We start from the raw sequence: 21,145 nt of genomic DNA on the forward strand, positions 1-21,145 counted from the left end.
TGTACGAAGAAGAAAAATTAAATATAGCTAAAGTATAGATGGTATTAGAATCACTTTTTATATCATACTATTTTCAAACTTTTATATATTTCTTAATTCTTAGTAAGCTTGTTTAGAACAAAACTTGGTGACACACTTTATTGAACACTCCCCATTCTTTGTTCCTTATTCCCTGTAACAAATTCGTTCCTCCTAGCTTCTGGGAGAGGTACAACTAATACTGGGAAAGGGTAAAACAGTTCTGGAAGAGTATTATATCCCATTAATTTCTTTACTCAAATAAAAACTAAAAAGTGTTTTTAATCGATATACATATTCTTGGTTTATGAATTCTGATTTTTTATTTTGCATACTTAAAAAAGAATATAACCCTTCTTGTTCTAGAATCTCTTTTATAGTTTCATAATTAGGATCTAATTTAAATAATGTACTTAAACAAGTTTTTAGATCCTTTGTAATCAACAACCCTACTCTATCTGCCGAAATCTCCATTAACCTCGATGTTGCTAATAGATTCCTCTCTTCTTGCTCTTCTTTAGAAATCATATTTTTTAATTTCCCTCCATACTCTATAGCCGACTGTCCTTTATCGACAACATTATTAATCTTATCTAAACTATTAAAAACTTTTGAAAAGCCCGATAGATTTGTAAATTTCCCTAACACACCTCCTAAAGACCCTAAAACAGGAAGTGCTACTAATAAAACTTGCGCTACATTAACACTTTTATTTTTTGCTCCCCTCCAAATATCCTTAGATGTGATTCTGGTATGTTCAAACACAATATGCGCCATCTCTAATGCCATAGCGAATTGCAGTTCTCTATCTGACAGATATCTTAAGTTGTCAGAATCTAAGTGATCCGACCCTATTATTAAAAAATTAGAAATACTTTCTACTCCAATAACACCTTTAGCATAATCCCCTCTTCCTAAGAAACATTCGATAGTAGAACTCGATAAAGCAGCTGCTACGTCTTCAATTATTTTATAAGAAGTCGGATGATTCTGAGCCGTAATTTTCTCAGAAAAACCAGTTACATTTTTATAATCAGGTGCGTCTATCTGAGCTATCATTTTTGTAAAAGTATCCAAAAAGCCTTGCGCTTTTTTAAAACATTCTGGAACTACGTTATCAAACAATTCTTCTTTGGTATATATTTTATCTATCTGTGTTACTTCATTTTCTTGAAACGTAAAAGAAAAACCATCAAATAAAGAAAGAATATGAGCTGCTTTTTTCGCAATAGTAGGATCACTTACCTCTTTTAGCGCTTCAATATGAGAAAGCACCAAAGGTTGCTGTATTGCTAACGCTAGTAACTCTTGATCATAAGGGATTTTAGCAGCCTTTTTTACATCTCTCAGATCTTCTAAAAGCCGAATCCGTAATGGGTAACTATCCTCTCCTGTGATAATACTAATTGTACTATCAGAAACCATCTCTATAATACTATCTTCCTCCATTGCTGATAGTAGTTTTTCAAAAATAGAGATTGCTTTATCAAATTGATTAATTTCTTTTAGATAACTACCATATTCCAGATCTAACACTAAAACATCTTTTTCTTTCTTTTTATTTTTGATACCTGTATACACTTTCTTATAGAATGTAGCAATATGAAAAATATCAAAGAATTCTTTTTTAGAAATCAAAAACTTTAAAAAGATATATTGCTCGTCTATTTCTATATTCCACTGTACAAAAAGCTCAGACAAATAATTTCCAAAATCCTTATGATCTCTAATTAATTGAAATAGATTGTTTATAGGCAATTCTTCTACCTTATTAAATTCTTTTTTAGAAAATGAAAATACTAAAATCGCTTTCACCAAAGGCATAAGCTCCTCTGATTGCTTATTTGCAAAAAGATATAACTTCTTAATATATGGTAACTGCTTTTTATTAGCCTTATACTTATTCCATAATAGATCTGCAAATTGTTCTACTCGATTAGGAGAGGTCTTTTTTATACTATCTTTAATATCTACAAATAAACCATCATTCCATAATTCTGTATAAAAAGAAAGCTCTTTACTAAAAATATAATCTTTACCTATTTTTTCTTTATACTCTAGAATATGGTTAGAAATATCTAGTACATCTATCTCTTTACCATCAGCACCGGATACCAACAATGTTCTTATATTGGTTACCACCAAATAATAGTTCTTTTTTTTATCAACCTTTACAAGAGTGGTTTTTAAATTGGTAATAGCGAGACAACAAAGCAGTAACTCATTAGAATGACACAGGTATAAAATGTGGTTTTTTGTTTTAGGATGTATTGATGTTATAAATTGACTCGGATCAACAAAACTTCCGTTGGTATCTAACAACTGATTAACGTATACTATTATTTCATTAACAATATAATCTTTATCAGAAATAGCCACAACTACTTGTTCATTATCCTTTTCCTCCTCAATTTTAACACGCTTACATAGTACTTTAAATACGTTATTTAGTTTATATACCTGATAAAGATTATAACCTACCCTTACATCTTTTTTATAAGCAATACTAGTAGTTACATAGATACTATCATCCCTTAATTCTAATTCATACTCCTTTTTTTTATTCTTTTCTAATAGTGCAGTATCTAGATGACTATACAACTGTTCTAGGCTTAGGTTCTCTGGATAGAAAACAAGACATGAATGATCTATAGGTTCGACCTTATGATGATTATCTGTCATTTCTGTTTTTTATAAATATGTAACAATCTATATTGTAAGCCCTTTTATATCTTACAATTAAAACATAGTGGTTTTAAGAAACTTCTTTTGATCAACAACTCTCTTTAACAAACTCACGAGGCATACTCCTAAAAAAAACAATATTTTAATTTCGATGTAAATCTCTAAAAATTAGCCTTCTTAATGAATAATTAAATTATGGTGTACTACTAGAAACCTGAAGTACTTTTCCGTTATAAAACGTATTACCTGTTAAGGAAAACTCTTTGATATAATTTGCCATTTCTGTAGCTGTCAAAGGCGCTTGATACCCAGGAAATGCTTCTTCTAACATTTCGGTTTGTACAGCCCCCAATGCCAAAACATTAAAAGCAATACCACTTTCTTTATATTCTTCTGCCAACAATTCACTTAATGTAATTACAGCTCCTTTACTAGAACTATAAGCAGCTAACCCAGGAAACTTCATACTCCCTTGTATACCTCCCATGCTACTTACTGTAACGACATGGCTTCCTGATTTCATAAAAGGCAATACCAAACGTGTAATTTCGGCTACTCCAAAAACATTTACTTTATATACTTCCTCAAAATCCTGAGTAGAAATTTCACTAAAAGGTTTATTCAATAATTTACCTGCATTATTAATCAACACATCTACCTGTTTCCATGTAGAAGAAATATAATCAGTCATCTTTTCTAAATCTTTTAGATTACTGATATCAAAAGAAAAAGCATGTATATTTTGATGCTGAAGTGCTATAATAGGCTTTTCATTCCTAGATAATGCTAAAACCTGATGACCTTCATTAGCAAGTAGTTTGGATAATTCATATCCTATTCCTCTGCTTGCTCCCGTGATAATAATATTTTTCATTTCTCTACTGAACAGATCTTACAAACCTTTAAGACTTATAAGATCTTATATATTAGTTTAACTTAATTTCTTTATCGTTAGTATTTGCCATTTTTATAATAACCGGAACACAATTATTGATCAGTTCTGACATAAACTCAAAATTCATTTCAGATATCTCATCATCTACATGGTGGTAATACTCATAGTTTGTAAAATCAAATGTAGAAATCGTTTGACAGGGCACATTAAATTGCTCATAAAACGGGTAATTATCACTCCTCATAAACAATTGAAATTCTTTTGCTTTTGGCAAATACCCCGTAAGTTCAGAGCCTGCATATTCATTTATTTTTTCTGCCATATTAGATTTTTCATACCCTGTAATATAGGATTTATATGACTTGTCGTTTAATGGCACTCCTATCATTTCAAAATTAATCATCGTATACAGGTTAAGTTTTTTCATCTTTAACACTCTTGCTAAATGCTTTGATCCTAAGAGTCCAACTTCTTCGGCTTCAAATAGCACAAAAAGGATACTACGCTTATTACTCTTTAATCTAGCTAGTTCTTTAGCTAAAGAAATCACAGCACTACTTCCTGCTGCATTATCATTAGCTCCATTAGCTATAACATCTCCATTAACCTCTTTAGCTTTTCCTATATGATCGAAATGTGCTCCCAATACAATAAACTCTTTTGCTAATTTCTCATCATTTCCTTTTAAATACCCCACAACATTGTATGTTGCTATTCCATTTGCATCAAATGGATCTCTATAGGTCTCAAAATATGGTGCTACCCCATAACTCTTAAACTCTTCTTCTATAAACTGCGCAGCTTTTTCCAAACCTTCACTACCTGTATCACGACCACCTAATTCATCACTAGCTAAAAAATTAATAATATCCGACACCTCTGAAGCTTTGGTTTCTCCCAAAAAAACCTCCTCTACTACTCCCATATCAGGTGATTGTGCAGTAGTTGTATTTTTACAATTAATAAATAAAATTGAAACTAGAATAATGACAATATTTTTTTGCATAACAAGATCTTTTGGCTAAAGATAAAAAAATCCCACTTCTAATGAAGTAGGATTAATTAAATATGAATATACTATGCTAATCAATATTTGATCTATGCCAACATTGTTACTGGATTTTCAAGATATTGTTTTAATGTTTGTAAAAACTGAGCTCCCGTAGCTCCATCTACAGTTCTATGATCACAAGCTAGAGTAACTTTCATTGTATTACCTACAACTACTTGGCTATTTTTAACTACTGGTTTTTCTACAATCGCACCAACAGATAATATTGCCGAATTAGGTTGATTGATAATAGAAGTAAATTCCTGAATCCCAAACATACCTAAATTAGACACCGTAAATGTACTACCACTCATTTCTTGTGGAGTTAACTTTTTATCACGTGCCCTAACTGCTAAATCTTTAACCTTAGTTCCAATTTGAGTAAGCGACATATGATCTGCAAAAGGCAAAACAGGAACTACTAATCCATCTGGTACTGCCACAGCAACACCAACATTGATATGCTTAGCATATTTGGTAACTGCATCTGTCCACTGCGTATTCACTTGTGGATGCTTACGAAGTGCCATTGCACATGCTTTAACCACCATATCGTTAAAAGATACTTTAGTATCTGGTAATGCATTAATATTTTTACGAGAAGCCATAGCATTCTGCATATCTACTTCAATTGTTAAATAGTAATGTGGTGCTGTAAACTTAGATCCCGAAAGGCTCTTAGCAATAGCTTTGCGCATTTGCGAATTCTTTACTTCTTCAAAACTTTCTTCTCCTGCAGGAGTAAACGTTTGTATCTGTGAAAAAACGGCTATTTCTTTAGTTTTTGACTCTGGTACATCTTCTACTTTTATCGAAGGTGTAAATGATTCTATATCTTTCTTTACAATACGCCCATTCTCCCCTGTTCCTGTTACCTTAGAAAGATCTATCCCTTTATCCGCAGCAATTTTTTTAGCTAGTGGTGACACAAATATTCTTCCTCCTCTAACTCCTGAACTTTCAGAAGTATTTGATTCAGTAGATACTTGTTCTTCTTTTTTTATTGTAGTTTCATTTTTTACTGTAGAGGTTGTACTTACAGACACTCCATCTTTAAGACCTGAGATATCGGTTCCTGCTGGTCCTATAATTGCCAACAAAACATCTACAGGAGCGGTCTGTCCTTCCTCTATACCTATATGCAGTAAAGTTCCATTATAGAAAGATTCGAACTCCATAGTAGCTTTATCGGTTTCGATTTCTGCTAGGATATCTCCTTCTTCCACGGTATCTCCTACTTTTTTCAACCAAGTAGCTACTGTCCCTTCTTCCATTGTATCACTAAGACGTGGCATCGTGATTACTTCTACACCTTCAGGAATTGTAGTCACTTCATTAGATACTAAACTAGTTTCTTCTACACTTTCTTCTTTTGGAACACTTGCACTGGGCACAGCGTTTCCATTTAATAAACCAGAAATATCTTCGTTTTCTTCTCCAATAATAGCTAGCAATTGATCTACTGGAGCTGTTTCTCCTTCTTCAATCCCTATATGGAGTAATGTTCCTTCATAAAAAGATTCAAACTCCATTGTTGCCTTATCTGTTTCAATCTCAGCTAGGATATCTCCTTCGCTAATCTTATCTCCTTTTTTAACAAGCCACTTCGCAACAACTCCTTCTTCCATGGTGTCGCTCAATCGCGGCATATTGATAACTGTAGCCATAATTTATTGTGGTTTATGTGATAAAAATGGATAATCATCCTGATCGTACACTACATCATACATTACATTCTTATCTGGGAATGGTGATTCTTCTGCAAATTTTTGGCATTCTGCCACTCTATTCTTCACTCTTTTATCTATCGCAGCAATCTCTTCATCAGTAGCATGATTTTCTTCCTTAATAACATCTAATATCTGAGTTATAGGATCTATTTTTTGATACTCTGCAACTTCTTGCTTTGTTCTATACTTTTGTGCATCACTCATAGAATGCCCTCTATATCGATAGGTCTTTAGCTCTAAAAATGTCGGTCCTCCCCCTGTTCTAGCTCTAGTAATTGCTTCATCCAAAGCTTCTGCTACTTTTATTGGATTCATAGCATCTACAGGACCACAAGGCATCTCATACCCTAATCCTAGTTTCCATATATCAGAATGGTTCGCAGTTCTTTCTACAGATGTCCCCATTGCATATCCATTGTTTTCTACACAAAATACTACTGGTAAGTTCCAAAGCATTGCTAAGTTAAATGTTTCGTGCAATGATCCTTGCCTAGTCGCTCCATCTCCCATAAAAGTTAATGTAACAGCATCTCTTTTACTATACTTATCAGCAAACGCTAAACCTGCTCCTAGAGGAATTTGCCCTCCAACAATACCATGCCCTCCATAAAACCGATGCTCTTTAGAAAAGATATGCATCGACCCTCCTAAACCTTGTGATGTACCAGTACCTTTACCATATAACTCTGCCATTACTCGTTTAGGATCTACTCCCATACCGATAGGCTGCACATGATTACGATATGCAGTAATCATACGATCTTTAGTAAGATCCATAGCATGTAAAGCTCCTGCTAAGATTGCTTCCTGACCATTATATAAGTGTAAAAAGCCTCTTACTTTTTGTTGAATATAAACCTGAGCTAACTTATCCTCGAATTTTCTCCAGAAAAGCATTTCTTCGTACCAATTTAGGTAAACATCTTTGGTTATCTTTTTCATTTATAATTGTGCTGATATGTATATAAAAAAACTAATCTCAAAACTAGTATTCATTTATTTTTCCTCCTACTTTACTAGCAGAACGAAAAGCAAAAATAGCATATTCGAAATTAAAGGGAAAGGAGTTTGCCTATAAAATCCACGAAAACGTTATAAATATGAATTATCAAAAAGAAGTGGTAATATATTAGACAGAGATGAGGATTTAATAATCTTCCCTGTTTCTCCCATAAAATAAATAGCTATTGGCTTGTTTTGTTTTACTTCATATTCTGCTATTGCCTGCCTGCAAGCTCCGCAGGGAGGCGTAGGTGTGTTCAATTCATATTTTAAGGATTTAGCAGAAATAACCATAACAGTAATAGAAACTTCAGGGTAATTTGCTCCTGCGTAGTAAATTGCTGTCCGTTCTGCACATAATCCTGATGGATAACAAGCGTTCTCTTGATTATTACCCAAAATAACTTCTCCATTTTCTAATAAAAGTGCTGTTCCTACTAAAAAACTAGAATATGGAGCATACGCCTTATCTCTAATTTTAACAGCCTGCTTCATTAATTTCTGAATATCTTCTGACAATTCATCAACAGCATCATATACTTGCAAAACAGATTTTATTTCTATTTCTTTCATAAACTTATTATATTACTTATAAAATTTAAAACACTTATTTATAAAACGTTGCAAAATTATATTAATCTTAAAATCTATTCACTAAAGTATAAAAACAATTACCTAATAATACATTACAAAGAAATGATTTAAAATCAATAATTTTCTATAGTAAGCTCACAAAGCATTCTTCCAAAATGTTTTTTTGTTATCGAGGCAAGTTTCGGAGAATTTAACCCTCTTCTTAATGGATTAAAAAAAAATATCAAGCAAATTATGCTTGATACTTTTATATATTGATATTTCTGATTTCTTAATCGTAATACTTATCTCCAAAACTAAAGGAAAGTCCAAAACGCAATGTTCCTTCTAATGGGCTTCTTACTGCTGAGGTAGAAAATAAATAAGACACATCTAGATTAATAACATTGTATTTAAAACCTGCTCCTAATGATAGAAATTTACGCGCTCCTTTTTCCTCGGATTCATTAAAATATCCTGCTCTAAAAGCAAACACATCTTGATACATATATTCCGCTCCTAATGCCCAAGTAATCTCTTTTAACTCTTCACTAAAACCATCTGGTGCATCACCCCATGAAGAAAAAATAGAACCAAATGCGCTTTTATCATTATATTCTTTATTTGCAATACTTCTATCTTCACCATTAACTATTCCATCCCCATTTCTATCTATTGTATCATCCAAAGGAGTCGGCACAAGTAACTTACTAAACTCTAACGAAGGAGTAATTCGATTATCTTCATTAAAAATAAAATCAAAAGATCCCCCTAATCTAAAATTCGTTGGTATAAAATTTTCTTGCCCAGCATCATCATATTTTATTTTTGGTCCTATATTAGAAATTGTAAGACCTGCTCTCCATCTTCCATTAAAGGAATCAAAAGCAATCTCATCACTTCTATAGAAACTTGCAATATCTACACCAAAGCTACTTCCTGCACTAGCATCATCTAAACTATTAGACAACTTAAGATCAGAACGTAAGTAACGTCCCGTAACTGACATTGAAAATTGCTCGCTTAACTTTAATGCATATGAAATATCCAAAGTTAATTCATTAGGTTTCTCTATCAATCCTAAATCATTAGCATTTTCTCTAAATTCTATTTCTCCTAAAGTAAAATATTTAAAACTAGCTGCTACAGCACTACGTTCATTAAGTCTATTATAATATGTTAAATTCCCTAAGCCTATATCATTTACCAAGCTACTAAGGTATGGAGTATAGTTAACCCCAACTCCATGTTTATTTTTCGCAAATGCATATTTAGCTGGGTTCCATTGTTGTGAAAATGCATCCGGAGAAGTAGCAACCCCTTGATCTGCAAGACCTGCAGCTCTCGCATCTGCTGCAATCAATAAAAATGGAGTTGCAGTTGTAATTGCTCTTTTTTGTTCCTGAGCCTGCACTTTAATTGTTAAAAGTGTTACAAATAACAGACTGAGGGTTACTATTTTTTTCATATCCTTTAAAAATTGAGTTTGACAAATATATAGTTATTTAGCTATTAAGAATGTTGTGTTCTTCGTTTTTTTTAAGTTGTAGGTTTATTAACGTGGTTTTTAAAGATATCTTGCATCACATCTAATTTTCTCTATCTTTTTTTAACAAAACCTTTACGACAGAAACCTTTAAACAGTAGTTTATTTAAAAATGATTTTTGTCTTATGGGGCTTATTCCCTACTACAAACACTGATAATGACCTATGATAAAGAGAAAATTGACTCCCCTCCTCTTTAACATTTATTTATGAAAAATGATTTTCAAAAAAATTATAAGAATCAAAATTGTTTTCTGTCTTTCAAAGTTTTCAGTTTTTATAATATTTCGATACTAAACTTATAAATATTACGTTAAACCAGAATCACTGTCAATTTGTTAAAAAACAAGAATTGATAATATTTTAAAAAAATTAGGCTAATTTTAACGTTTATTATTTATATTGCAAGCCCTAATTTCTACTTAACGAACTTAAGATTATGAAGAATCAGTTTATTTTGAAATCGCTAATGGCACTCTCCATTAGTGTTTTACTTTTCAGTTGTTCTAAAAACGACTATGGAAGCAATTCTAGAGCCACAGGTTGGAAATACAATTCCAAAGATGGTGGATTTCAGGTACAAACAAACTATAAAGAACAAGAAACCGGACCTGGACTAGTTTTTGTTGAAGGCGGTACTTTTACTATGGGACGTGTGCAAGATGATGTAATGCATGATTGGAATAACACTCCAACCCAACAGCATGTACAATCATTTTACATGGATGAAACCGAAGTAACTAATGTAATGTACTTAGAATATCTCGATTGGCTAAAAGGTGTTTACCCTCCTACAGAACCAAAATACAGAAATATTTATTATGGAGCACTTCCTGACACTTTGGTTTGGAGAAATCGACTTGGATTTAATGAAATGATGACAAATAACTATTTACGTCATCCAGCCTATGCTAATTACCCTGTAGTGGGAGTAAATTGGATTCAAGCTATCGAATTTAGTAATTGGAGAACTAACCGTGTTAATGAAAGAATTCTTGAAGAAGAAGATGTAATTAAAAAGAATGCTCCTTTTGAAGATGTTTCTGCAGAAAGTACTTTTGATACAGATACTTATTTAAATGCTCCTTCTCAAACTTATGGAGGTAATGATGAAGCTATAAGAGGCGGTAGAGCATCAGAAAGATATGCCAAAACTAATGATTCTACTGGGTTATATATACAACGTAAAGATGGATTACTTTTACCAAAATATAGACTCCCTACAGAAGCAGAATGGGAATATGCCGCTTTAGGATTAGTAGAAATTAGAAGTTACAACATATATAGAGGTAGAAAAAAATATCCTTGGAACGGAAAATATACTCGTTCTGGAAAAAGAAGAACAAGAGGTGATCAATTAGCTAACTTCAAACAAGGCGATGGTGATTATGGTGGAATCGCTGGATGGAGTGATGATGGCGCTGATATTACCGCACCCGTAAAATCTTACGACCCTAATGATTATGGTTTATATGATATGGCTGGAAATGTTGCTGAGTGGGTAGCAGATGTATACAGACCGATTGTAGATGATGAATATAATGACTTTAACTATTACAGAGGAAATGTATATACTAAAAATGCCATAAACCCTGATGGAACTGTAAAAATAGTGATGACAGATTCTATCGTTTACGACACCCTTAGTAACGGTAAAATTATAGCTAGAGTACTACCCGGAGGAATCCTACAAGTACCTGTAGATGAAGATGACACCTATATGAGAACTAATTTCACTGATAGTGACAATAGAAATTATAGAGACGGTGACAAAAGTTCTTCTAGATATTACGAAGGATATCAAGATCAAGACACTCCTAATAAAAGAATGTACAATGCCCCTATTCATTATGTAGGTCCCGATGCTGAAGACAGTACAAAAATGGATAAGAGGTATGATGAATCTAGTAAAAGAACTACTATTGTAGATGATAAGGTTCGTGTCTATAAAGGAGGATCTTGGAAAGATCGAGCATATTGGTTAGATCCTGCACAAAGAAGATTTATGCCACAAGGTATGGCTACAGATTATATCGGTTTCAGAAACGCAATGTCGCGTGTAGGTACTAAAGCACGAAGACAAAAAACACCTAGACATCAGAAACCAAAAGGATAACATATATTACAATAAAAGTTCGTTGTAAAACACAAAAGCCCTGCACATATATCTATATTTGTCAGGGTTTTTTAATACACCAAATCAATGACTATCAAAAAAATACATCAATTACTTTTAGCCAGTAATGGTATCTGTACTGATACTCGAAAAATCAAAAAAAATACTATTTTCTTTGCTTTAAAAGGAGATAGATTTAATGGAAACACATACGCAGAAAAAGCCCTAGAACTTGGAGCATCATATGTTATAATTGATGAAGCTGAATACAAAATAACAGAAAAACATATTCTTGTAGATAATGTATTAAAAACCTTACAAAATCTAGCGCTATATCATAGAGAGTACTTGGACATTCCAATAATAGCATTAACCGGAAGTAATGGAAAAACAACTACAAAAGAATTAATCAATAGCGTTCTTTCTTCCAACTTCAAAACAACAGCCACTGTAGGCAATCTAAACAATCATATTGGAGTTCCTATCACATTATTATCTATGACAAAAGAAACTCAAATAGGAATTATAGAAATGGGAGCTAATCACCTTAATGAAATAGCATTCTTATGCACTATCGCTAAACCTGATTATGGCTACATTACAAATATAGGTAAAGCACACCTAGAAGGATTTGGAAGTCTTGAGGGCGTTTTAAAAGGCAAAACAGAGCTTTATGATTATCTAAAAAAATACAGCAAACTAGTTTTTCTTAATCTTGAGGATAAAAAACTTCTCGAAGCTTCAGCTGGAATGGACATCTATAATTTTTCTCAATCTGAGATTAGTGATGTTAATATGCAACTCATTGACACAACAACCTCCAACGTTACTATTTCTTATAAAAACAAAACAATCTATAGCAATCTAATTGGCGAATACAATTTCACAAATATTGCTGCCGCTATAACTATTGGTCAATATTTTAAAATCAATCCCGATCAAATAAAACAAGCGATTGAATCATACACCCCCACAAACAATCGCTCACAGATTATCAAAAAAGGAAAACACACAATTATTCTTGATGCATATAATGCAAATCCAACAAGCATGAATGCCGCAATTCATAACTTCGCAAAACTACAATATGACTCTAAAATTGTTTTTTTAGGAGACATGTTCGAACTAGGCAGTGAATCTTCCTTAGAACATCAAAAGATAACAGACCTAATCAGCAAAACAGAAGTAGAAAAAATATTCTTAATAGGGAATCTTTTTTTTAACACCATATGTTCAGATTCTCGTATCCACAAGTTTAAATCTTATGAAGATCTTAAAGCTAATTGGAGCTTAAAAGACAAAAAAGATACACTCCTTATCAAAGGCTCTCGAGGAATGAAACTAGAACGAATCTTAGACTTACTTTAACCTCTTATATACTATTATCTTTAATGATGTAGTATGTTTTTTGTCCTTCACTAAAACGGATCATTCCTAAAAGTTGTGTGTGAATTGAAATAAGAATGTGATCTTTGTAAATAAAATCAACTATTGAATTCATATATTGACTTACTAAAGGTTCTGTTACCAAAATTATTAATTACCCATTTTGATATTGTAAAACACGAGACAGCTAATGATGTTCTTCATCTATATTTTGAAGAGAAGAAGGATGTTCCAGAGGAATTTTCATCTAGCATTATTATCTCTCACGGTTTTCATAAAGAAATTACCATTCAAGGTTTTCCTATTCGGGACAAGAAGGTTTATCTTCATATTAAACGTCGTCGTTGGTTAGATAAAAGCACTAAGGAAATAGCTCCAAGAGATTGGGACTTAGTAGCACAGGGAACTCGTATGACAGTGGAGTTCGCTGCTTTTTTAAAAGCACTTAATCAGTACTAAACCTAACGACTGTCATACTATCGGTGGTTTTTATGGTGTCAATGGCAAAAAATTACAGCGTCAGTTTCGAGACTATATGAGTGAATTTAAAGAGGAGAGCTCTACACTATTATTACCAATAAAAGTGCTAAAGGCAAGAAAGGAGCTATCGTTGCTATACTCTCAGGGACTAAGGCTGAACCTATCATAGCACAATTGATTAAGATCCCAAAATCACTTAGGGATAAGGTCAAAGAGATTACTTTAGATATGGCACATTCGATGAAGTTTATTGTAAAAAATGTTTCCCTAAAGCTATCCAAGTTACCGATCGCTTCCATGTACAAAAACTAGCTCTAAAAGCTTTGCAGGATATCAGGATTAAACATCGTTGGGAAGCTATAGACCAAGAAAATGAACAGATCAAGTAAGCTAAAAGCAAACAAAAAGACTATAGTACAGAAACCTTTAGCAATAGGGATAGCAGAAAACAACTCTTAGCCAGAAGTAGATATCTACTCTATAAAGCACCTAATAATTGGACTCAAAACCAATACCGATACCCTAAAACAAATGATATCGGTATTGATTTTAGAATTAAAATTAGCTTTAAAACACTCAAGGTTTTGTTTTTATACTTTTATCGTTTTTATATTAAATGTATATTTGTTCCGTTTTATATGTTACATAACATATAAATTCATAAAATATTGACCTCTTGCACAACCCCCTTTCCTCATAAAATTTTAGATTAAATATTTGAAAAAAACCAACTAAAAACATGTCTATTCATAGAATAATTAGTTTTATAATCCTATCACTACTATATCAACAGATATCCTATTGCCAGATCATATCTGAAACACCTGTTGATTCATTAAGAACTATGAGTTTTCAGGAACTTAAAGAAAAAATTTGGGGAATTCATAAAATAGATACCATAAATAAAGTATATGCAAAAGCTTATTTAGAGAAAGGAAAGGATATTGATAATTCATTTCATATTTCTAGAGGTTATTATAATATGTCTCGCTTGTATCTTGATCATCTCGAAAAGCGAATCACTTATATTGATAGTGCAATCAATGTCATTAAAAATACAGAAGACACTAATTATCTTGCTTTCTTGTATACTCATAAAGGTGCAATATCTGAAGAAAAGGGAGTTTTTGATAAAGCCTTGAACTATTATCTGGAAGGCCTGAAAGTTTCAAAAAAAACAAAGAATACTCGATATAGTGCTATTCTACAGCATAACATAGCATTACTTAAGAGATATTTTGGAAAATATGAAGAGGCAAAAGAATTGTTTAAAAAATGCATCGCCTATGAAAAATTAAATATAGGTAAAAAAAGAAATGACACATTGCCATATCTTTTAGGAATTTCAGAATTGATTGTTACCTATAGAAAGAATAAAGAAATAAACGCTGCTATATGTCTTAATGATCAAAATATTAAGTTAGCAAAAGGAACTGATATAGAATGTCTATTTCTTTTGAATACAGGGATAATTCAATATCATCAAGGGAAATACAAAAAAGCAATTGATAATATAGAAATAGGATTAGATAAATTATCCAAAAGTAAATATCGATTAGAATATGGAAATCATTATCTAATTGATTCTTATCTTTTTTTAGGTAAATCATATAATGCCATATCCAAAAAGGAGATAGCTACTCCTTATTTTAAAAAAATAGATTCAATAATTTTAAAATCGAATTTTTTGATTCCAGAAACTCGATTTGCCTACTTAAAAATTATTGAATACTATAAATCTCGTGACGATAAAAACAATCAATTATACTACATTAATCGATTATTATATAATGATAGTATATTAGATCGTAATTATAGATACCTAAGTAATAAATTAACGGAAGAATATGACACACCAATTTTACTGGAAAATAAAGAAAAACTAATAAAAGAACTTGAAGCTAAAAAAAATAAATTCTACTATGGTTTAATAACTTTATTATTCCTGACGCTTATTATTAGTACTCTATACACAATCAATTATCAAAAAAACAAAAGGTATAAGGTTCGCTTTAATGAATTAATACTCTCTAAAAACGAAAAAACTGAGCCTGAAAAACTATCAAGCCTAAAAACGAGAAATAATACTAATGAATCGAATTCTTTTGCTGATATGAATATCGCAGAGGAAGTTATTGAAATTATCCTGAAAGGTTTGGATGCGTTTGAAAATAAGAATGGTTTTTTGGAAGCTAATATTACTTCTGGAATTTTGGCAAAAAAAATGAATACCAATTCTAAATACTTAACCAAAGTCATCAAATTTTACAGAAAAAAAAGCTTTTCGCCATATATTAACGATCTAAGAATTGATTACATCATAGAAAAACTAACAATAGACACTAAACTACAAAAGTATACAATCAAGGCATTGGCTGTAGAAGCTGGATTTAATTCTGCTGAAGTGTTTTCTAAATCTTTTTTTAAAAAAACTGGGGTATATCCATCTTTTTTTGTGAAGCAAGTTCAACAGCTCGATAATCAATAATTTTGTATTTAATTTTTACTCTTAATTCTAGAATTAAGAGTAATTTATTCAAAAAGGATATGACTTTTAAGGGTTTAATCATATTTTTATAAAAATTTAAATCTAAAATAAAGTGATGAAAAAAAGTAGAGGAATTAAAAAATTGAATCTAAGAAAGATTACTATTTCAAAATTAACTGAAAACCAAATGGCAAAAATTATGGGAGCAGCTACAGCTGATATTGAATGTGATCCTGGAAAAACAAAAAAAAATGAAGATGGGGATAATCCTTTCTGCTAGATTTTATAACAGAATTTATTAAATAATTATGATTTATAAACAAAGTCCGTTTTTGTTGTTTTTTTTAATTCTCATTCTTACATCTTCTTGTGCTAAGCAAATACCTAAACCTCCCCTAGCTGTATCTGTCGTTGTCATGGATGAGTATCACGATCAAATAATACAAGATCCTTATAGGAATTTAGAGAATACTAAAGATTCTACAGTCATAAATTGGCTTAGAAAACAAGAGAATTATGCTTCTAATATACTACAAAACATTCCTAATAGACAACAGTTAATAGATAAACTAGCGGCATTTGATATGGAAAAGGAGTTTGTCATTGATGATATATTGATCACTAAAAATCAAATGTATTTTTATACAAAAACGCTGGCAAAAGACAATATAGTCAAACTGTATTATCGTTCGAGTTTAGAGAGTCCGGAAATACTAATATATGATCCATCAATATATTCTCTTAAACAAAAATATCATATCAACTACTTTAAACCAGATTGGAATGGTGAAAAAGTAGCTGTGAGTCTATCAAAAAAAGGAGAAGAAGCTTCAGAAATCATCATTATAGAAGTGGGTGAAAAAAAAGTAATGCCTAACGTGATAAAAAACTGTACTCCAACTATTGGAGGTATCCAATGGTTATCTGATAACTCTGGATTCATCTACTTACATGTACCTATTATTGATCCTACTCATCCTGACTATTGGATCAATACTAGAGCTATACTATATAAAATAGGTAGTAATCCTAAAAAATTGAAAGATGTTTTTTCTAAGATCAATAACCCAGAACTCCCTCTTAATCCTGAAGATTTTCCGTTAGTTTTTAATATCGATCCTACTGACGATTATGTTTTTGGCTGGGTAGGTGGGTCATCTGCATTCTATGATATATATATTAAAAAAGAAGTGGATTTGTATAAAGAAAATACGTTGTGGCAATTATTATGTAAACAATCTGATAAAATAAAAAAAATTGTAGTTGATAAAGATTGGTTACTGTACTTGACAGCAAAAGATGCTTCTAATTTTAAAATCTGTAGAACCTCATTAACAAAACCTGATTTTGATAACCCAGAGGTATTGGTTACAGAAAAAGAAGATCGTATTATTAACGATTTTATATGGAACGAGAATACGTTATTTTTTACAACAAAAAAAAATGGCGTAGAGGCAAAGTTATATCAAGTCCAAAATTCCATAGAAAAAGAAATTATGCTACCCAAACCTTCTGGTACCGTTAAAATTAAACTCGTTGGATCGGATCAAAATCGATTACGAGTTTCCACAAGTGGATATCTCAACCCTATTGTAGACTATATATATGACATATCAACGAAAAGTTTTAAAAGAGAAAACCTAAAGCAAAACATTGATTATTCTGAGTTTAAAAATCTGATAGTAGAAGAAATGGAAATCCCCTCTCATGATGGAGCTATGGTTCCTATTTCGATTATTAGAAACAAGGAAATCAAAAAAAATGGTCAGAATATTACTTTATTTTATGGTTATGGGGCATATGGAAAAACTGGTGGAGCATCCTTTAATTCCAATTTCCTTACATGGGTCTCAGAGGGAGCTATTCTGGTAATAGCTCGTGTAAGAGGAGGAGGTCATAAAGGAGAAGAGTGGCATAAAAGCGGTTATAAAACGACCAAACCCAATACCTGGAAAGATATGATTGCAACCACAGAATATATGATTAAAGAAGGCTATACTACACCAGAGAAATCAGCGATATGGGGGTCTAGTGCTGGAGGCATTATGGCAGGTAGAGCCATAACAGATCGTCCTGATCTATATAAAGCAGTAATTTTAACTTCTCCAGCCTTAAACATGCTACGTTGTGAAATTCAACCTAATGGACAGAATAGTATTAAAGAATTCGGTACGGTAAAAATAAAAGAAGAATTCGAGGCCTTATTAGAAATGGATTCTTATCATCATATAAAAGAAAAGACTAGTTATCCTGCAACTTTTGTTACTGGAGGGATGAAAGATGGTCGAGTAGTGATCTGGGATCCTGCAAAATTCGTTGCCAAGTTACAGGCCTATAATACATCATATAACCCGATTATATTTGGTATAGATTTCGAAGATGGGCATGCAGGAATGAATAATAATAAATTAGAACGATATAAAAAATATGCCGATGTATTTGCTTTTGCATTCTGGCAAACTGGACATGCAGCGTATCAACCGAAAAACTAAACTAATCCCATTCTTAAAAACTCTTTGTTTATGGTAAACTATTGAATATATAATATATTCGATAGTTTACCTATCCAATTAGTAAAGCTTCATCCCATTTGGTATCAAAATCAGCTAAATAAGAAATAATCGCAAGACCGATCCCAGCTACGCCACCTAATAAACTTGTTTCTGATTTCCAATGATCTCTTCTATAGTATTCTTTATAGCCAGCGTGTCCATCGACATATATTGCCATATCTAGCCCAGTTCTAGCCCAAAAATGACAAGCTTTTTTAAATACTGAATTCTTAGTCTTTTTGTACACATGATTATAGATATGCATAATTCCAAAAGCGCCATGACATATACCGGCATCTTTTACCGTTGTTTCCACAAAAGAACGTCTCTTTGTTGTCTGTTTTAATATGAGAATGGCTTCTTGATAAAGCTCTTCGTCATTTAAGACTTCTCCTACTCTTAACAGGGTCAACCCAATTCCTAAATCACCATAGCACCAAGCCAATCTAGAAAATGGATCAATAAACTCTCCTTCGAATATAAAATTGGAAAAAGAAGAAACTAATTCCGTGTTTTCATTTTTATTGCATATTAAATAGTTAACAGCTAGCTTTAACAGGTTTGATACATCATCATAAAAAACTGGATGTGCGGCAAGTCTTGACAAAAAATTAATAATACTTGATATCCCATGAGATAAACTGAGGTTACAACCCTCAAACTTATTTTGATCTAAAGAATTTCTTGACTTCCACCAAATACCATTTTCGTTCTTAATAGCAGTATCTTTAAAAAAAACAACAAGTACATCCAAATATTCTTTATATCGTTTTTTTGATATTCTGGATATTGAATTTTCATATCTCTTCAGGAAATAAAATCCATATCCAATAGCTCCATGTAAAAAATCATAGTAGTTACTTTCTATATCTTTCTTCATCATTATAAGTAGATATTCATCTGTTTCTGGAGTGATAATATCTTCATCTAACTCTATAAATTGTTCTTCCTTTAGTAATTCTAAACCCCATAAAGCTCCCGATATACCATCACAAAATGTTGGATAGTTATACCCTTTTTGGATACGATCAAAAGTTTCAAAAATCATTTCAACTCCCTTATCAGTATGACTATTTTCGTTCAAGAATTTAGCATAATAAAAATGAAATAATGATACTCCAGTAGTTCCTCCTAAAACACCAATCTCATTATGGTTAGATGTTTCATATAGTAAAACAGCTCCTATTTCCTTCAATTTATCCTTCAGTTCCATTTTTATATCCATAAGTATTTATAAAAAAAATTAGCGTAATATAATAAAAGCACAGAAATACATACATTTACTTATAGGTGATTGTCAAAAAAAATCCCTATATCAGTCTAAAAAACGCAATATTTGATTGCTTCTTAAATACATACAATATAATAATGGACTTGCAAGAGAAATTCGGACAATTTTTCTAAGACCTATGCTGCATTTTTAAGTTTATAATATTCTATTTCGACTTCTAAGGGAGTTTTGTATCCCAAAGAAGAATGCAATCTTTTTCTATTATACCACACCTCTATATAATCAAATACAGCCGTTTTAGCTTCTTGTATTGTTTTGAAACTATGATGGTAAACAAGTTCTGTTTTTAATGTTTTAAAGAAAGATTCTGCTACTGCATTATCCCAACAATTAGCTTTTCTACTCATCGATTGGGTAATTAACTTATTAGTAGTAACAATTTTTCTAAACTCTTTACTAGCGTATTGCACACCTCTATCGGAGTGAAAAAGTAAAGGTGCTTCTATTTTTCTTTTAGAAACTGCCATTTTACAAGCGGGTACTATTGTTTGATCAGTAAACAAAAAAGTACTCAATGATCAACCTATCACTTGACGGTCATATAAATCAATTAATGTTGTTAAATATAACCATCCTTTATTGGTTTTAATGTAAGTAATATCAGAGATCCAAACCTAGTTTAATCTTTTAGGGTTAAAATCCCTATCTAAATGATTTTTGAATATGAGAAAAGAATGATTTGAATCTGTAGTTATCTTATATTTCTTTTTTAATTTACTTCTTAAACCATTAGATTTCATTAAGCGGGAGATCCTGTTTCTAGATACTCTATAGCCTCTTCTAAGAAGTTCTTGTTTAATCCTTGGACTTCCATAAGTTTGTCTACTAGCATAGAAGATGTTTTTTATTTCTAGAGTGAGTTTCTGATCTTCTAAAACCCTATTACAAGAACCATTACTATACCATCTATAACAACTACTCCTAATAAAATTTTAACACTTTACATATCCTCTCGATGGGATACATATGCTTATATAAAACTATGAATTGATAGAATTCCCATCGCTCTTGGAGAAAATGTGAACGGCCTTTTTTAAGCTTTTCAGCTCTAATTGGGCATCTTTAAGAGCTTTACGTAACTCCTTAACTTCCTCACTATCTACTTGAGAAGGTTTTCAGACCCCCTTTCTTCATCATCTAACTTACGCCATCGATAAATCCTATCAACTTTAACACCTAATTCATTGGCTAATTCTTTTATGTTTTCTCGCTGATAGCTTAACCGAACAGCTTCTGATTTAAATTCTTTACTGTAAAATCGTTTCTTCATTGTTCTAAGATATTTATTTAAACATAAACGGTCTTAAATATCTGTCCGAATAAAGGTTAGCA

General features: G+C 31.8%; 18 protein-coding genes. 7 read left to right on the forward strand and 11 right to left on the reverse strand.

Going from position 1 to position 21,145, the window contains the following annotated elements; translation table 11 throughout:
* Window positions 1-252: 252 nt before the first annotated feature.
* The 7 genes from N456_RS21980 to porV all read right to left on the reverse strand — a co-directional run bounded on the left by N456_RS21980 (window position 253) and on the right by porV (window position 9,422).
* Window positions 253-2,700, reverse strand: coding sequence for a M48 family metalloprotease (locus tag N456_RS21980; RefSeq protein WP_062062206.1), 2,448 nt, complete (start codon window positions 2,698-2,700; stop codon window positions 253-255).
* Between the two features lie 196 nt (window positions 2,701-2,896).
* A complete protein-coding gene (locus tag N456_RS21985; RefSeq protein ID WP_062062210.1) occupies window positions 2,897-3,577 on the reverse strand; it encodes an SDR family NAD(P)-dependent oxidoreductase in 681 nt (226 codons plus the stop codon).
* A 52-nt stretch (window positions 3,578-3,629) separates the two neighbouring features.
* Window positions 3,630-4,604 carry a M20/M25/M40 family metallo-hydrolase gene (locus tag N456_RS21990; RefSeq protein WP_062062213.1) on the reverse strand — a complete coding sequence of 325 codons (975 nt, stop codon included), beginning with the start codon at window positions 4,602-4,604 and terminating at the stop codon, window positions 3,630-3,632.
* A 92-nt stretch (window positions 4,605-4,696) separates the two neighbouring features.
* Complete coding sequence (locus tag N456_RS21995; RefSeq protein WP_062062216.1) at window positions 4,697-6,316, reverse strand: pyruvate dehydrogenase complex dihydrolipoamide acetyltransferase; 1,620 nt, start codon at window positions 6,314-6,316, stop codon at window positions 4,697-4,699.
* A gap of 3 nt (window positions 6,317-6,319) precedes the next feature.
* Window positions 6,320-7,321 (reverse strand): pyruvate dehydrogenase (acetyl-transferring) E1 component subunit alpha, encoded by a 1,002-nt coding sequence (gene pdhA, locus N456_RS22000; RefSeq protein ID WP_062062220.1) that lies wholly within the window; start codon window positions 7,319-7,321, stop codon window positions 6,320-6,322.
* Between the two features lie 150 nt (window positions 7,322-7,471).
* Window positions 7,472-7,954, reverse strand: coding sequence for a cytidine deaminase (locus N456_RS22005; RefSeq protein ID WP_062062224.1), 483 nt, complete (start codon window positions 7,952-7,954; stop codon window positions 7,472-7,474).
* A 292-nt stretch (window positions 7,955-8,246) separates the two neighbouring features.
* Window positions 8,247-9,422 carry a type IX secretion system outer membrane channel protein PorV gene (porV, locus tag N456_RS22010; RefSeq protein WP_062062227.1) on the reverse strand — a complete coding sequence of 392 codons (1,176 nt, stop codon included), beginning with the start codon at window positions 9,420-9,422 and terminating at the stop codon, window positions 8,247-8,249.
* A 517-nt stretch (window positions 9,423-9,939) separates the two neighbouring features.
* Here porV and gldJ point away from each other — a divergent pair.
* The 7 genes from gldJ (at window position 9,940) to N456_RS22035 (ending at window position 18,462) form a co-directional block, all read left to right on the forward strand.
* On the forward strand, window positions 9,940-11,616 hold the full coding sequence (gene gldJ / locus N456_RS22015; RefSeq protein WP_062062229.1) for a gliding motility lipoprotein GldJ: 1,677 nt from the start codon (window positions 9,940-9,942) through the stop codon (window positions 11,614-11,616).
* 87 nt (window positions 11,617-11,703) lie between these two features.
* The gene (locus N456_RS22020) at window positions 11,704-12,984 is read left to right on the forward strand and encodes a UDP-N-acetylmuramoyl-tripeptide--D-alanyl-D-alanine ligase (protein ID WP_062062232.1); all 1,281 of its coding nucleotides are present in this window, start codon (window positions 11,704-11,706) and stop codon (window positions 12,982-12,984) included.
* Window positions 12,985-13,107: 123 nt separating this feature from the next.
* The gene (locus N456_RS22025; protein WP_062062236.1) at window positions 13,108-13,461 is read left to right on the forward strand and encodes an ISAon1 family transposase N-terminal region protein; all 354 of its coding nucleotides are present in this window, start codon (window positions 13,108-13,110) and stop codon (window positions 13,459-13,461) included.
* Between the two features lie 296 nt (window positions 13,462-13,757).
* Window positions 13,758-13,871, forward strand: a complete 114-nt coding sequence (locus N456_RS25085; RefSeq protein ID WP_240315578.1) for a transposase — start codon at window positions 13,758-13,760, stop codon at window positions 13,869-13,871.
* Between the two features lie 350 nt (window positions 13,872-14,221).
* Window positions 14,222-15,970 (forward strand): AraC family transcriptional regulator, encoded by a 1,749-nt coding sequence (locus N456_RS22030; RefSeq protein WP_082422621.1) that lies wholly within the window; start codon window positions 14,222-14,224, stop codon window positions 15,968-15,970.
* 115 nt (window positions 15,971-16,085) lie between these two features.
* Window positions 16,086-16,250, forward strand: coding sequence for a class I lanthipeptide (locus N456_RS24660; RefSeq protein ID WP_158447949.1), 165 nt, complete (start codon window positions 16,086-16,088; stop codon window positions 16,248-16,250).
* Between the two features lie 28 nt (window positions 16,251-16,278).
* Window positions 16,279-18,462, forward strand: a complete 2,184-nt coding sequence (locus N456_RS22035; protein WP_082422622.1) for a prolyl oligopeptidase family serine peptidase — start codon at window positions 16,279-16,281, stop codon at window positions 18,460-18,462.
* A gap of 70 nt (window positions 18,463-18,532) precedes the next feature.
* On the opposite strand, the gene N456_RS22040 is transcribed toward N456_RS22035, so the two are convergent.
* From N456_RS22040 to N456_RS23885, 4 genes are all read right to left on the reverse strand, one after another.
* Complete coding sequence (locus tag N456_RS22040; RefSeq protein ID WP_062062245.1) at window positions 18,533-19,747, reverse strand: lanthionine synthetase C family protein; 1,215 nt, start codon at window positions 19,745-19,747, stop codon at window positions 18,533-18,535.
* A 182-nt stretch (window positions 19,748-19,929) separates the two neighbouring features.
* The gene (locus N456_RS23875) at window positions 19,930-20,280 is read right to left on the reverse strand and encodes an integrase core domain-containing protein (RefSeq protein WP_082422623.1); all 351 of its coding nucleotides are present in this window, start codon (window positions 20,278-20,280) and stop codon (window positions 19,930-19,932) included.
* A gap of 147 nt (window positions 20,281-20,427) precedes the next feature.
* Window positions 20,428-20,739: an IS3 family transposase gene (locus N456_RS25485; RefSeq protein ID WP_082422624.1), complete on the reverse strand. Its 312-nt coding sequence runs from the start codon at window positions 20,737-20,739 to the stop codon at window positions 20,428-20,430.
* A gap of 173 nt (window positions 20,740-20,912) precedes the next feature.
* On the reverse strand, window positions 20,913-21,083 hold the full coding sequence (locus N456_RS23885; RefSeq protein ID WP_082422625.1) for a transposase: 171 nt from the start codon (window positions 21,081-21,083) through the stop codon (window positions 20,913-20,915).
* Between the last annotated feature and the right edge of the window lie 62 nt (window positions 21,084-21,145).

It is taken from the genome of Aquimarina longa SW024, from assembly GCF_001401755.1.
Classification (GTDB): Bacteria; Bacteroidota; Bacteroidia; order Flavobacteriales; family Flavobacteriaceae; genus Aquimarina; species Aquimarina longa.

Coding starts and splice junctions, on each gene's coding strand:
- N456_RS21980 (WP_062062206.1), bottom strand. CDS start 2,700: ATGACAGATAATCATCATAAGGTCGAACCTATAGATCATTCATGTCTT.
- N456_RS21985 (WP_062062210.1), bottom strand. CDS start 3,577: ATGAAAAATATTATTATCACGGGAGCAAGCAGAGGAATAGGATATGAA.
- N456_RS21990 (WP_062062213.1), bottom strand. CDS start 4,604: ATGCAAAAAAATATTGTCATTATTCTAGTTTCAATTTTATTTATTAAT.
- N456_RS21995 (WP_062062216.1), bottom strand. CDS start 6,316: ATGGCTACAGTTATCAATATGCCGCGATTGAGCGACACCATGGAAGAA.
- pdhA (WP_062062220.1), bottom strand. CDS start 7,321: ATGAAAAAGATAACCAAAGATGTTTACCTAAATTGGTACGAAGAAATG.
- N456_RS22005 (WP_062062224.1), bottom strand. CDS start 7,954: ATGAAAGAAATAGAAATAAAATCTGTTTTGCAAGTATATGATGCTGTT.
- porV (WP_062062227.1), bottom strand. CDS start 9,422: ATGAAAAAAATAGTAACCCTCAGTCTGTTATTTGTAACACTTTTAACA.
- gldJ (WP_062062229.1), top strand. CDS start 9,940: ATGAAGAATCAGTTTATTTTGAAATCGCTAATGGCACTCTCCATTAGT.
- N456_RS22020 (WP_062062232.1), top strand. CDS start 11,704: ATGACTATCAAAAAAATACATCAATTACTTTTAGCCAGTAATGGTATC.
- N456_RS22030 (WP_082422621.1), top strand. CDS start 14,222: ATGTCTATTCATAGAATAATTAGTTTTATAATCCTATCACTACTATAT.
- N456_RS24660 (WP_158447949.1), top strand. CDS start 16,086: ATGAAAAAAAGTAGAGGAATTAAAAAATTGAATCTAAGAAAGATTACT.
- N456_RS22035 (WP_082422622.1), top strand. CDS start 16,279: ATGATTTATAAACAAAGTCCGTTTTTGTTGTTTTTTTTAATTCTCATT.
- N456_RS22040 (WP_062062245.1), bottom strand. CDS start 19,747: ATGGATATAAAAATGGAACTGAAGGATAAATTGAAGGAAATAGGAGCT.
- N456_RS23875 (WP_082422623.1), bottom strand. CDS start 20,280: ATGGCAGTTTCTAAAAGAAAAATAGAAGCACCTTTACTTTTTCACTCC.
- N456_RS23885 (WP_082422625.1), bottom strand. CDS start 21,083: ATGAAGAAACGATTTTACAGTAAAGAATTTAAATCAGAAGCTGTTCGG.